The organism is Winogradskyella epiphytica (assembly GCF_003217215.1).
Lineage (GTDB): Bacteria > Bacteroidota > Bacteroidia > Flavobacteriales > Flavobacteriaceae > Winogradskyella > Winogradskyella epiphytica.
In genome coordinates, this window is record NZ_QJTD01000003.1 from 16,530 (window position 1) to 30,552 (window position 14,023).

Here is a 14,023-nt window from a genome sequence, read left to right on the forward strand (position 1 = left end):
GTACCGTTTATTTATTTTCTTTCAATCTAAACAACTTTGTTAACTGGTAAACGGCATAAGCTGGTAAAATCACTCGAAAAGCATTCAAAATCCCCCATAATTTTAGTTTTGAAGGTATTTGCTCGGCAGGAATAATGTTTTCACTAAAAACAGGAACATTAATAAATGTAATAATGTAAACTGAAATTCCATAAGTAATTAAAAATGCTATAAAAGCCTTCCAAACAATTTTTTTGTCTTGCTTTTTTTGCATAAAGCCAGATTTTTTAATAACTAAGCCAATAAATCCGATTAGCACAATGGTTGAAGTAGGGAAGTGAAAAACTCCTGCATCAACCACGTGGTGAAATTTTCTGAAATTTTCTGCATTTTCAACGATGTCACCAACCAACCAATTGGTTACATAGGTAATTTGCTCAAATAGTTCGACTATTCCTAATCCAGTTAAAGAAATAAATGTTGCTATTAACCAGTTAAAGTCTCTTTTTGTTTTTACTGTATTCATTTTATGCTTTTTTTTTTAAAATTCATACTGCAAAACTACAACGGTAAAACATTGTTTATAATACTAAAATCTATGTGTTAATTATTAAAAGTTAGGTTTTTGTGTTTTTCTAAAATTTGTAGGAGATTGATTTGTCATCTTTTTAAAGAAATTAATAAAATTTGATGTTGCACTAAACCCTAATAGGTCAGCTATTTCGTCTATTGTTTTTTCTGATTGTATTAGCAGTGTAGAGGCTTCAAGTATTTCATAATCATTAATAACCATTTTAGCTGTTTTGTTTGTAGCTTTTTTTACACATTCAGACAAGTAAACCACACTTAAATTTAGTACGTTAGCGTAAAAACTTAATGAATTACGAGTGTGAGAATATTTTCTGATTAAACTTTCAAATTTGAATGCAATTTGTTGTTCTCGTGAAATAAAAGAATTCGTTAGAGTTTCGTTTACTAGAGATTTTTTAGTTTCAAGAAGAAGTATTTTTAAATAGGACTTAATAATCTCTTCATTGTCAAGTGTAAAACATTTGAACAAATCATAAATTTTACTAAACAACTCTTTGAAAAGATTTTGGTTTTCATTTAATTGATAAAATGGCGAGTAGTTTAGATTGAAAAAAGGATATTTTTTTTGTAGGTTAAAATCACTTAACGTATTGCTTATAAATGACGAATTAAATAATATCATATATCCGTTTGATAAGTTTTCTACACTTTTAACATTAACTGAAAGAGTTTGTTGCGGTGTAAGAAATGATAAAATTGTTTTGTTGTTTGAGGAAAAAGAAACATTATCTATAATAATATCAGCGTTATATTCTTTGGAAAAATAAACTTGATAAAATTCGCATTTTCGTAAAGTTGTTTTATGAGGAATTTCATTGGTATGATCTTCAAACCTTAGTATATGAAAATCATTACTTTTTATATGTTTTTCTAAATTAATTGACTTTAATAATGAGGGAATATTTTGATGATTTTCCATATCTCTTAATGGTACACAACGTGATTGTGTATGATTAGTGGCGTGTTTAAGCAACTAATTTAGCAAATAAAAACCGAATAGAAAATCCGCGAGGATTTTCGTAAGTAGGCGAGAACCAGCCATTAATTATACACGGTGTTACCCAACGTTTTTATTATTCATACAGTTCATTAATCGTAATATTCTTTTTGTCTTTTAGATAATTGCTAACGAGTTTATTGTAGCAATTCAGATTGTCGTAAACCATACAACCAAGGTCAAAATTTTCTATTCCGTATTCTTTTATATTTTCCGATAAATTTCCTGAACCAACTAAACCACTCGAAAAATATTTCATTTCATTATTTGCTAAATCAGTTGTAAATCGGTCAGTTATTTTTTCGCAATCTAATTCGTGATATTCAGTCAATATTTTTTCAGTCCTTATCATTCCAAAATAGTCCAAAGTCAGTTGAGTTGTCAGAGTCACTAAAACAATTCCAATTCCGAGTGCTGTTAAATTCAAAAATTTGCTTTTTATCTTTAAATTCTTTGGCAAGAAGAAAAACACAATTAATATAATCGCCAATATTGCTGGAAAGTAAAATTCTTGATAAAAGAACTCGTACATTTTACTGTAACTGAAAATTCCTAATCCAATTCCAATTAGTGTTAAAGTCAGAATTATGTTTTTCAGTTTATCGTGCATATTTGGTCAAATGTTGGGTAACGGATTTGTATAACCGTCCGTTGCAAGATAAAGAAATTATGAATATTAATAAGCACAACATTAGCCAATTGCGAGGTTTTTCCGAAAGGAAAATCAGATGCAATGGCGGTTATACATTGTTGGCAACAGTTATTTTTAATTCTACGTGATTCATTAAATATTCCGAAAACCATTTTAAATCATTCAGAACATATTTTTCATTTTCGTCGTCAAATCCGAGAATTTGATGTTTCCTTTCTTCGTTGTCTATTAAGTAAAGATTTCCCTCGTAGGTTTCTTCTCCAATTTGTTCGGCAGAGTATTCAAAATCTTTTATGCTCTTTGCGTCAAAGGTATATTCTCCAAAATCGTTTTTTATTTTAATTGCTTTGTGGTCAAGTGTTTTTAAGTTGTCATTTGATTGTTTTTTTGCTCTTATTCTTGAGTAGCTAAAAAATCCTGTTCCGAACAATAATATAATCCCAGCAATAATTTTTCCGCGAAATTCAACATCGTTTATAAACATAAATAAACAAATTCCAAGAGCAGCAACTATTGGAAGAATGACAAGTCCGATTAGTGTTCCATAATCTGCTTTTGATTTCCCAATAATTATTTTTCCGTTTTCATTTGAGTAGGAAATTCTATGTCTTTTCAATTTAGATTCTAAAATTGAAGTATTCATCTGCGTTTTGGTTTAATTGTTGCCAACGTCGTTGTGTATGATTAGTTGCGTGGTTAGGTAGCTAATTTAGCAAACTTTTACAAGCCAGAGAAAATTCCGCAGGAATGTTCGTAAGTAAGCTTAAAACAAGCAATTAATTATACACGGTGTTAGCAAATCGTTTTTTTATTAATACGATATTTTCTATTGTTTTCACGTTAACACCGTTATAATCATCATTATTTTCCATTATAATTTTATCAACAACCATTATACTATCAGTAAGCGTTTTTATTTTCCAGACTTGTTCAGTTATTCTAAAATTGCTTTTTACGTCCATAGTTATAAATTCAAAGCTACTATTTATGTGAATTTTTGATTTTGATTCAGAGTAGCCATATTTTACATTAATTGAGTCTAATGTAATGTCATATAAAGATTGTTCTTGAAAGTCTCTTTTATGTTTAAAATTTGGTGGTGGTAGAGGTGGTGGAATAAGATTAGGTGGTGTTTTGGGAATGCTGTCGTTTTTATAATAATCATTTAATTCATTCATAACCCAAGTACCTATTAACAATTCTTTATTCCATTTCGGATTTCTTTTCTTGAGAGTATATTCATAATCTTTCACACCAATTAGTAAACCATCAAAAGTATTTTTATCTAATTGCTTGATAGCGAATGTTTTGTAAGCCATAACTAAAAACTGATTATTATCAAAAGTCGTGACTCTCCAAGGTAATTTTCTGTACATTGCTTCGAAAAATGCACTAGACGAGAAAACCGAATATGTTGAGTCTTTAAATTCAATAGTTAGAGTGTCTTTTTCTTCAATTGATATAATGTCAAAAGTATTTCCTTTTAATTCACTTTCAATATTAAGATGGTCAATATTTTTTTGACAACTTAACATTGTTGAAATCATTAGAGAAATTAGTATTAACTTGCTCATTTTTAAATGTTTGCTAACGGTCTAGTATATGAAACGTAGCGTATAAATAAACACTAACTTTTCGGATTATACACGAGCCAAATTTTTATTTTTTCTATTTATCTTTAATTTTTTAAATATACAAAAATAAAAATTTGGTGGACTTAATAGAGAAGCAAAAACCTCTCGGAAAGCCTGTAATAGCTATGTTTTATATACATTGTTGTGCATAGTGCTTTTCACGTTTTGCTTGGTTTTCCGATGTTTGTTATTTAGTTCTAAATTGAGCGTTGGCAAGACATATTCTTTTACAGTTTTGGTGGTGCGATGGCTTGAGCGACTGTAAATGTGTTTGGCTTTAAGCGTTGGCAATTCCGATTACTTGCTTAATTTCAAAATCCGAAATGCACCTTGTATTACCACTATAAAAACGATTGTTCCAACAATTAAATCAGGTTTGTTGGAATTTAGCCAATTCACTAAAATTCCTGCAATTATTACTCCCAAATTGATAATCACGTCATTGGAAGTAAAAATCATACTTGCTTTCATATGTGCCTCTTCTTTGCTCTTTGACTTTTGTAAAATGTAAAGACAAATTCCGTTTGCGATAAGTGCCAAAATCGACACGATAATCATCGTTGAAAAATCGGGAAGTTTTTCGGCTCCAAAAAATCTTCTCAATACTTCCACAAATCCGATAATCGCAAGTGTTATCTGAAAATAGCCTGCAATTTTTGCAATCCGTTTTTTCTTAATCAACGTTCCACCAACCGCAAACAAACTAATTCCGTACACGAAACTGTCCGCAAGCATATCTAAACTATCGGCAACCAATCCCATTGATTTCGAGATGAGTCCTGTGGTCATTTCGATAATGAAGAAGACAAAATTTATCGCCAGTACAATCCAAAGTAGCTTTTTTTGGTTGGTGTTTTCTACAAAATCTTTTTCGTTGGTTTCTTCGGTCGAAATTTTCTTTCCGCCTAAATTTAATTCGATAATTGACTTTTCAATTTGGTCGGATTCTCCGCTGTGAAAAACAGTCAGTTTTCGGTTCGGAATATCAAAGTCCAAATTCGCAATACTTGAAATTCCGTCCAATTTCATTCGTATAAGATTTTCCTCGGAAGGACAATCCATCTTACTGATTTCAAATATCGTTTTGTTCATTTTAGTCGTCATCTTCGTTTCCAAAAGGTTTGATTATTACTCCAACGCTAAATATAAAACCGTCTGTTGGTGCATAAATTTCGGAAAATTCTGGATTGTCGTGTGGTGGCAAAACCAATGGCGAAAACCTGCTTTGTCTTCTGTCCGTAAAGTTTTCAAAATTCACAAACGTTGTTCCCCATTTAAAATTTCGCATTGCCACAAAACCCATTGTTATGAAGTCGGTTGTTTCTGTTCCATTAGACAAAAATTGTTTTCCTGTGTAAAACGTTTCGTAACCGATTCGCCATTTTTCAGATTCGTACATCAAAACACTTCCTGCGTTATGTTTTGCAGTTAGCGGTTTTTGTGGATTTCCAGCCAAATAATTCAATTTTGTGTCAATGAGTGCATAATTCAAGAACCAACGAAAATCTTTATAGGTAAACTTGATGTTTGTTTCAGCACCTTTGCTCAAAATTTCATCTGTTGCATTCTCAAATTGGAAAAATCCATTATCAGTTGAATTTAACAGTAATGCATCATTAATCGCAGTTACATAAAACAGTTGATTAATAGAAAAACCAACGGTTTCAAATAAACGTGTTTGATAGTTGAAATCAAGATTTACACCGTAAGAACGTTCCGCATTTAGTGAAGATTTATCAATACCAAGTACATTTACAAAATTGATAAATTCCGCCTCTTCTGTAAAAATATCTGGAATTTTGTAACCTAATCCACCACCAATTCTGCTCGAAAATCCACTATCGTTTTTGTATAGCAATGAAACTCGTGGAAGCGGAAAAAAGCCAAAATCAGTATTGTAATCTGCTCGCAATCCTGTTTCCAAAATCCAATTATCCGAAATGTCATAAATGTTATTTGCAAATGCTCCATAAGTTATGTCTGTTTGGTCGCGTTGCAAAGTTGCATTATCATTTTCATCAAAATCAGAAGTATATAGGTTTGCTCCAAAAATCCAATCTGTTTTATTGGCTGACTTTTGATAGTTTATTTCCGTGAATGTATTGGTTTGTTTACCGTCAAATGTAAAATCGGGAATGGTCAGTTCTCTGTCGAAGAACGAGATACTATTTTTGATAGTTAATGAACTGACGGAATCTATTTGAGTTTCGTAAACCGCTTGACTGCTCAATCTTTTCGATACGTTTTCTTCGGTATATTGATGGATGCCATTTTCGCCACTTTCAATTTTTGTGATGTCGCCACCAATTCTGTCGTCATACGTTCCGTTTAAGCCAAACCAAAATGTTGTTTTTTCCGATGGATAATAAAAGAACTTTGGGTTGAATGAAATCGAAGTTGTTTTTGGCAAGTTACTAAAGTCATCATCTTCTGGGTCATACGCTTTTTGATAATGACCTGAACCATAAAGTGAAACACCAAATTTTTCATTCCGTTTGCTGTAAAATACATTTGCTGTACTTCCCAGAGCTTGGGTTTGTGTCAACATAATATCCAAAGCAGGTTCTTCGTCTGGTGTTTTGGAAACCATATTTATCAAACCTGCAATCGCACCACCACCATAAAGCGTTGATGAACTTCCTTTTATTATTTCAAATTGTTTTAAGTCTAATGGCGGAATTTGTAAAATACTCAAACCGCTAGAAAAACCGCCATAAAGTGGAAATCCATCTCTCAAAAGTTGTGTATATCGTCCATCGAGACCTTGAATTCTAATGTTGGTATTTCCGCTACTTAACGAAGTTTGTTGCATCTGTATGCCTGTACTTTCCCGAAGTACCATTGAAATATTCGTTGGGTTCATTACTGCTTTTTCGCTTAATTCCTCCGCTCCGATAAATTCTATTCTCGTCGGTATTTTTCTAACAGTTCTTGTACTTCTTGAAGATTGTATGACTACTTCGTCAAGTTCATTTCCTCCCGATTCGAGCTTGAAATCGAACGCTGTTTTTGTTCCAACATCAATAGTAGTTTCTATGGTTTCAAAGCCTATGTAAGAAATTTTTATAATAAGGTTTCCGTTTGGGATTTCTGTGAACCTTGCAATTCCGTCAAAATCGGTTACTGCTCCTTTCTCTAATTCTTCAAAATAGACGGTCGCTCCCAATAGTGGTTCGTTAGTTTCTGCATCTCTAACAGAAATGGAAATATCACTCGTCTGTGCGAAAGATATAATTGATACGAATAAAAATAATGTGTTTAAAAATATGTTTTTCATCTGCTTATTCTGGTTTAAAAGAATAATGCAAATGTATTTAGGATTTACTGCAACTCGATTGCAAAGATTACTTGTTACAGTTATCGCATAGACCTTTTACGACCATATTTGCTTGTTGTAGTTTGAAGTTTTCGGGAAGTTGAATTTTGGGAATAGGAACATCAAAAAGGCAGAATGTTTTATCGCAGTTTGTGCAATAAAAATGATAGTGCAAATCCTTTGGGTCGCAGTTACAGCCTTTGGCACAAACCGCATATTTGGTCATTCCAGAACCATCTTCAATGCTGTGGATAACTTTGTTTTCCTCAAATGTTTTCAGCGTTCTGAAAATCGAACTTCTGTCAGTATATGCCAACGCGTTTTCAATATCTTTTAAAGATTGGGCTTTTTCTTGGCTCAAAAGATGTCGTAAAACCACAGTTCTGACTGCGGTGTTTTTTACTTTTTTTATTTTTAGGATTTCTTCTTCAGTTTGCATTTTCCTAATGTATCATTTTTTTCGAGCGTTGGCGAAAAACAGCTCTTTTATTTTTTTAGCGTTGGTATTTCGCGTTGGCAAAAAAAATAAATGTGCTGTTTGTGCGGTTGGCTTTTTTAGTTCAAATGTTGAATTTTAGAACGATTTTTTGCATTATGCACAACGTATTTGTGTAATGAACGTTGCGGTTTTGTATGCGAGGATTTTCCGCAGGAAAATCAGAGTTACAAAAAAGCAACGACCAATAGTTTAGACCAAAATAAGCAATGTTTTTTACACGGTGTTACCCTACGTTTCTATTTTTTATTAAAATCCGTTTACTGAAAAATCAAAATATTCTTTTTTATCAACATCCACTTGGACTTGCCAAAAGCAATTTCCACCATCATAAACATCGAAATAATGAGATTTCCATTCAATTTCTTTTTGAACATCTTTACTGCTTAAATCCTGAATGGGATTTTGAACAAAATCTTTACACAATGAATTTACATAAATTATTTTCCGATTGTTTTTGTCTAAGTAAGGGATAAATTGATAATAATAGTCATTGAAATTTATACTAAGTTCTTTGACTCCATAATCCGTTATATTATTTTTAATTATTTCCTTTATAAATTTTTCGGTAAAATTGATTTCTGATTTATTAGGTTCCCACGTTTTTAAATTTCCATAACGGAATGATTCGTTTCCGAATTGATTTATTAAAACTGTAACATTATCTGACGTGTGTTTTTCTACGCAAGAAACTAAGATGAAAATCAATAATATTAAACTTAGACGAATGTTCATTCAAATGTAGGGTAACGTTTATGTATATGGAAAGTTGCGGTTTTGTGTGCGAGGATTTTCCGAAGGAAAATCAGACGTAACAAAACTAGCAACTAACTTTGGTTAAGCCAGAAACCAGCAATTTTTTATATACGGTGTTGGCAAATCGTTTTTTTATTTCAGATTATAATTTTTCAGTAAGCTTTTCAATTCCATTAAAGAATTCGTTTCGACGATTTGAGTGTCAATTACAAATTCAGTTTTTTCCGTAATTAGTTTTAAATCTCCAGCAAATTCTCTTATAAATTTCACTTCTTTAAGTTTTATTTTTTTCGGAAATAAAGTGTTCTTAATTAATTCTCCGTTTTTCAGAGTCAGATATTGTTTTTTGTTCTCAAAGTAGTAAATCATAAACATTGGAATTCCTGCCAAAATTTGTCCAATTCCAATTGAAGCGAGTGAAATTTCTTTCCATTTTATAATAAAAGATAACAAAACGAAAATAATTCCGATTGTTACAAAGAATATTCCCATTCTTAAATTACTTCTTAATCTTTCTTTTGAATATCTGATTTTTGTCATTTCTCAAATGTTTGCCAACGTTGTTGTATGTTTAGTGTTGTGTATATATCAACTATACATATACTTACAAATCTAATGGATTTTTTATAAAATCAAAGCTACTTTTTGCTACATGTGTGTAAATTTCAGTGGTTTTGGTAGAATTATGACCCAATAATAACTGAATATAACGAAGATCAGTCCCAGATTCTAATAAATGAGTAGCAAAACTATGCCTCAATATATGCGGGGAAACTCGTTTCTTAATCCCTGCTTTCTTAGCAGCATCAGAAACTATCTTACCCACACTATTCGCGCTATATGGTCCTTTAGTTGGACTCTCAAATAAGTAATCACTTGGCTTCCACTGCTTATAATATGTGCGTAAATCATTTAAAGTGTTAACAGATAGTAAGGTGTATCTGTCCTTATTTCCCTTAGCGTCTGTCACGTGTATAAGCATCCGTGAACTGTCTATATGAGAAAGCTTTAAATTTAATAACTCACTCCGCCTTAAACCGGCAGAATATAGTAAACTTACAATACAACGATGTTTTATATTATTAGTACATTCTATAATACGCTTAACATGCTCTTTAGATAAAACAATAGGAAGCTTTTTTTCCGGCCTAGGACGCTCAATCATATACAGCCTGTTAGGCATGCCCTTTACAATTTCATAATAAAACTTTATACTATTAATAGCAACATTAATATAAGAATTAGAACGATTTTCTTCTATAAGGTGGGTTAAATATGCCCTAATGTCAATCTCATTCAATGAGTCAATCTCCTTATTGTAATAAAAATTAATGAAGTCTTCAAAACTAGCAATATAAGACTTTACAGTGTTATTCGAATATTTTTTTAACTCAAGCTTCTGTACATATGAATCCGGACAATACTTGTAGTTCAATCGATGCTTACGTCTTTTATACCAACCAATATTAAAATCTTCGTCAAGTTGTTTAGATCTTGTCTTTTCAAAAAAATATTTGGAATCAATCCATGCAACACCCTTAAATATACGGTAAACACTATCTAAGTGACGTTTGGTGTTAGGAATATAATACATGTTAAAGCTGTCACTCCACTGTACAGAATCAAGCTCTTTAACTAAAATTTCTAAAGCCTTATTTGTGTAAAACTGAAGACCAATGTGCCTCTTGTTGTCTATTAATAAATGCTTTAATTGGATGTGCTGACTATGTTTCATAATATGTTTTTTGCTTAAATTAAGCTTTATAAGTATCTTAAGAGTTTAATAAGCGAATAATAAACGTTTAACTAACAGGTAGATATGCTTACCAATAAAAAAAATAAAACTTGTAAAGCTTGTGATAAAATTTTAATAGGCAGATCAGATAAAAAATTCTGTAATGCCAATTGTAAAAGCGCTTATCACTATGGGAAATATTTAGAAGAAACACCCAAGTTTTATTATAAAGTAGATCGTCAGTTAAAAAAGAATAGACGAATCCTAAAAAGCTTTAATAAAGCAGGTAAGGCCACAGTAAGATGTCATATATTATTAGAAATGGGATTCAATCCAAATTTCTTTACGCACTTTTGGAAAAACAAAAAGAACGATGTATACCTATTTGTATACGAATATGGATTCCTAAAGAAAGTAGAAAAAGGAACAGAAAAATACATATTGGTGAAATGGCAAGACTATATGTTTAAAAAATAAAAACAATGTTACTAATAGCGAATCCATAAATTATCTAAACAACTTTACTGTCACCCAACAAAAAAAGAACATTTATAGTTGAGTCTAAACCACTAGAGAAGTTACTTACATTTGGCTTAAATTAATGACCGTATTCAGATAATATATCAGATGGTGTCTCGATAATGTATGGATGGTGTATGGATGGTGTATGGATGGTGTATGGATGGTGTATGGATAGTGTAGGGTTAGATAATGTAAAATAAACCATACAATAATATAAGCATCAATGGAAAGTTTCTAGAATCAAAAACACCTTAAACCGAAGAATAGGGCATAGCAACAAATAATAAACTAAGGTTTTACGTAATTATAGAAACTAAAAAAAACAATGGACTAAATACAGTCTATAATTTAGAGGTGTAACCGTTAAATAAAGTTGTATAAAACCTTAATATATTCTACATAAATAGGTAAAAGTGAGATGTAGTAAGAGGAGAATAATAGAAAAATTCTTTAAACCCAAAAGCTATTCTATCGCATTTTTAGTCACATAAACGCGCCAACCTATTATAGCCATTTGAAGTTTAGTTGCCTTACTAAGATCTAGTTGCTTTTTAGAGTAACTTGGAAGAATGGCTTTGTTTAATTTTGCCAGAAACTTAAAAAGTGACGTCTTCATAATTTTTATACTTTAAGTCAAAAATAGTAAAACTTATTCTAGAACTAAGTTTTACCTTTAATTTGATCGATAGTCTTATCGATTCGTCTAGCTTATATTATTGAAAAAACTATATCAATAATTATCTTTACAAGTGTCATCATAATTTTAGGTTTTTGAAGGTTAATAATTGAATGAGTTTTCAATATATAGGTTCAACACATTATCTTCCAAGTGTTTATGTGAAAATCGACAAAATTGAATTTAATTATATAAGTAAATAAATCTAAATTGTTTTAATAATTTGTGACCTGTCTTAAGTTACGTTATAATTTGTAACCATAATTGAGCATAAAGATTGCAAATAGATATAATTCAAGGGCCTTTTTATATTCGTCTTCTTGAACTAAGGGGGTTTTGATCTTTTAAAATGGAAATTTTGATCATTTCGTCATTTTTTTAAAATGTTATGTGGTGAAATTCATATTCTATTCAGATTGTTTTTTGTAATTAAATCTGATTTCCCACTTAGCTATAATAAAATGATATCTTTGTTTAAAATAGATTTAATATGAAAAAAATTACTTTCGCATTATTGCTGTTAATTTCAGGATTTGGTTGGTCACAAGTTTTATTAATTAATGAATTAGACCCCGATTCTCCGAGTATAGATACAGCTGAGTTTATTGAATTAAAGTCAGAAACTCCAAATTTTTCAACAGATGGATACATTTTAGTCTTCTTTAATGGATCTTCAAGTGGTGGAGATTCAAGTTATATGGTAATTGACCTTGAAGGTTATAGTACAGATAATAATGGACTTTTAGTTGTAGGCGGATCTGAAGTGTCACCTTTTCCTCAGTATTTAATTCCTGATAATGTTATTCAAAATGGGGCAGATGCGGTTGGTATATATCAGGCAAGTGTAGATGATTTTCCAGAAGGTACCTTAGCAACTCAAACTAATTTAATAGACGCAATGGTTTACGGCACCAATGATCCTGATGCTACTGGTTTATTAAATTTGTTAGGTGAAACAATTCAACATAATGACAGTGGAACCAACTCTAACCCTAAGTCAATTCAACGTTTTGTAGACGATCAAGGGGTTGTAACTTTCTCAGCACAAACTCCAACACCAAGACGAGAGAATGATGGTTCGGGTATTCCTATTAATCCAATAACAATTACGGTAACTGAATCACAAATAAACGAAGGTGAATCTTTTGATATATTATTTACTTCGGAAGAACCAATGACTTCAAGCTTAACATTCACTATTAGTTTAGACAACTACGGCTTTAATACGTCAGATTACACTGGTGAAACCACTTTAACAATTCCAGTTGGCTTAAATTGGGCGAGCACAACAATATCAACTATTGACGATTCTTTTGATGAAGGCGATGAGGTAGCACGTATTCATTTTGTGGACTTGGTTGAGCCTTTTGTTCCTGAAAATAATTACATAGAAGTTAGAATTGTAGATAACGATTTTACGATTGCTGAATTCGGGACGCCTACTAATCCAACAACAGGATTTGTGGAAAGTACACAGCCCGAAGGCTATTATGATGGTTTAGATGGTTTAGCAGATACGGCTTTAGGACAAGCACTTCAAGATCTTATTGCAGATCCATCCGTGGTTAGAGCGCAAACTTATGCAGATGTATATAGTATTTTAATGGAAGCCGATCAGAATCCGGAGAACAGTAATCAGGTATGGTTAGTATATTCGGAAGAAGGACGACCTAAGTTAGATTTACAAACCAGTTCAAATAGTACGAATAAGTGGAATAGAGAGCATACTTTTCCAAGATCTAGAGGTGGTTTTTTCGATATTGAAGCAGATGAAATAGCAGATGGTATCGATATTTACTGGACTACTGAAGCAGATTCGTTACGTCATGGTAATTCAGATGCTCATGCACTTAGAGCAGCAGATGCTTCTGAAAATAGTTCTCGTGGCAATAAGCACTACGGAGAATATAATGGTCCAACGGGAAATTTAGGTAGTTTCAAAGGTGATGTCGCTCGAAGCGTTTTGTACATGGAAATCAGATATAATGGATTAGAAGTTGTAAATGGTTTTTCAACGACCCAAGGTCAAATGGGAGATTTAGCTACTTTATTAGAATGGCACAGGAATGACCCACCTGATGATTTTGAAATGAATAGAAATAATATAGTTTATAACTGGCAGAAAAATAGAAATCCGTTTATCGATCAGCCACTATTGGTGGAATATATTTGGGGTAATAATGTAGGTGAGACATGGATGCAGTCAATGAGTATTGAAGACAACGAATTTCAACAACTATCTGTTTACCCTAACCCTACAAATGAAAGATTGTATTTTTCGGATTCTTCTTCTTCTAATATAGATGTAGAGGTTTACTCAGTAGATGGAAAGTTGTTAAAGCGATTTAATTCTGTTACAGATTATATAGATTTAAATATGGAAGCAGGTTTATACTTATTACAATTAAATGTAGATGGTAGCACTCTTGTTAAAAAAGTGCTAGTAGATTAAACATGTTCTAAAAGTTGAATAAAAGCCAAATGTCTTAAGACGTTTGGCTTTTTTTTGTTCTATGAAATTTCACGATAGAGGTAGTTATTAAGAAAGGTTTAGGACGATATTATAATAGTTTTAAGATTAAAACGTTATAATATAGGTAGTTTTGTTGAGGCCTTACTGGCATTAATCAAACTGAATTAATCATATTTAAATAATATAAACCTGAAAA

The 14,023-nt window shown here is 31.6% G+C and carries 14 protein-coding genes; 2 read left to right on the forward strand and 12 right to left on the reverse strand.

Annotated features, from left to right (window positions below; all coding sequences use genetic code 11):
• Nucleotides 1-7: 7 nt before the first annotated feature.
• The 11 genes from DFQ11_RS09025 to xerA all read right to left on the reverse strand — a co-directional run bounded on the left by DFQ11_RS09025 (nt 8) and on the right by xerA (nt 10,156).
• Entirely contained in the window at nt 8-505 is a 498-nt protein-coding gene (locus DFQ11_RS09025; RefSeq protein ID WP_110475560.1) for a hypothetical protein, read from the reverse strand.
• A gap of 84 nt (nt 506-589) precedes the next feature.
• Nucleotides 590-1,489, reverse strand: a complete 900-nt coding sequence (locus tag DFQ11_RS09030) for a helix-turn-helix domain-containing protein (RefSeq protein WP_110475561.1) — start codon at nt 1,487-1,489, stop codon at nt 590-592.
• A gap of 154 nt (nt 1,490-1,643) precedes the next feature.
• Nucleotides 1,644-2,177 carry a hypothetical protein gene (locus DFQ11_RS09035; protein ID WP_110475562.1) on the reverse strand — a complete coding sequence of 178 codons (534 nt, stop codon included), beginning with the start codon at nt 2,175-2,177 and terminating at the stop codon, nt 1,644-1,646.
• 130 nt (nt 2,178-2,307) lie between these two features.
• On the reverse strand, nt 2,308-2,862 hold the full coding sequence (locus DFQ11_RS09040) for a hypothetical protein (RefSeq protein ID WP_110475563.1): 555 nt from the start codon (nt 2,860-2,862) through the stop codon (nt 2,308-2,310).
• 133 nt (nt 2,863-2,995) lie between these two features.
• Entirely contained in the window at nt 2,996-3,793 is a 798-nt protein-coding gene (locus DFQ11_RS09045) for a hypothetical protein (protein ID WP_146221519.1), read from the reverse strand.
• A gap of 357 nt (nt 3,794-4,150) precedes the next feature.
• The gene (locus DFQ11_RS09050) at nt 4,151-4,945 is read right to left on the reverse strand and encodes a cation transporter (protein ID WP_110475565.1); all 795 of its coding nucleotides are present in this window, start codon (nt 4,943-4,945) and stop codon (nt 4,151-4,153) included.
• 1 nt (nt 4,946) lies between these two features.
• Nucleotides 4,947-7,130 carry a TonB-dependent receptor gene (locus tag DFQ11_RS09055; RefSeq protein WP_110475566.1) on the reverse strand — a complete coding sequence of 728 codons (2,184 nt, stop codon included), beginning with the start codon at nt 7,128-7,130 and terminating at the stop codon, nt 4,947-4,949.
• Between the two features lie 67 nt (nt 7,131-7,197).
• Nucleotides 7,198-7,608 carry a Fur family transcriptional regulator gene (locus DFQ11_RS09060; protein ID WP_034647249.1) on the reverse strand — a complete coding sequence of 137 codons (411 nt, stop codon included), beginning with the start codon at nt 7,606-7,608 and terminating at the stop codon, nt 7,198-7,200.
• 306 nt (nt 7,609-7,914) lie between these two features.
• Entirely contained in the window at nt 7,915-8,400 is a 486-nt protein-coding gene (locus DFQ11_RS09065; RefSeq protein WP_146221520.1) for a hypothetical protein, read from the reverse strand.
• A 153-nt stretch (nt 8,401-8,553) separates the two neighbouring features.
• Complete coding sequence (locus DFQ11_RS09070; RefSeq protein ID WP_110475568.1) at nt 8,554-8,961, reverse strand: hypothetical protein; 408 nt, start codon at nt 8,959-8,961, stop codon at nt 8,554-8,556.
• Nucleotides 8,962-9,025: 64 nt separating this feature from the next.
• Nucleotides 9,026-10,156, reverse strand: coding sequence for a site-specific tyrosine recombinase/integron integrase (gene xerA, locus DFQ11_RS09075; RefSeq protein WP_110475569.1), 1,131 nt, complete (start codon nt 10,154-10,156; stop codon nt 9,026-9,028).
• Between the two features lie 84 nt (nt 10,157-10,240).
• Here xerA and DFQ11_RS09080 point away from each other — a divergent pair, with 84 nt between their 5' ends.
• Nucleotides 10,241-10,633, forward strand: a complete 393-nt coding sequence (locus DFQ11_RS09080) for a hypothetical protein (RefSeq protein ID WP_110475570.1) — start codon at nt 10,241-10,243, stop codon at nt 10,631-10,633.
• A 508-nt stretch (nt 10,634-11,141) separates the two neighbouring features.
• On the opposite strand, the gene DFQ11_RS09085 is transcribed toward DFQ11_RS09080, so the two are convergent.
• Nucleotides 11,142-11,294 carry an SsrA-binding protein gene (locus DFQ11_RS09085; protein ID WP_110475571.1) on the reverse strand — a complete coding sequence of 51 codons (153 nt, stop codon included), beginning with the start codon at nt 11,292-11,294 and terminating at the stop codon, nt 11,142-11,144.
• Between the two features lie 550 nt (nt 11,295-11,844).
• Between DFQ11_RS09085 and DFQ11_RS09090 the strand changes: the two genes are divergently transcribed.
• Complete coding sequence (locus DFQ11_RS09090) at nt 11,845-13,806, forward strand: endonuclease (RefSeq protein WP_110475572.1); 1,962 nt, start codon at nt 11,845-11,847, stop codon at nt 13,804-13,806.
• The last annotated feature ends 217 nt before the right edge of the window (nt 13,807-14,023 follow it).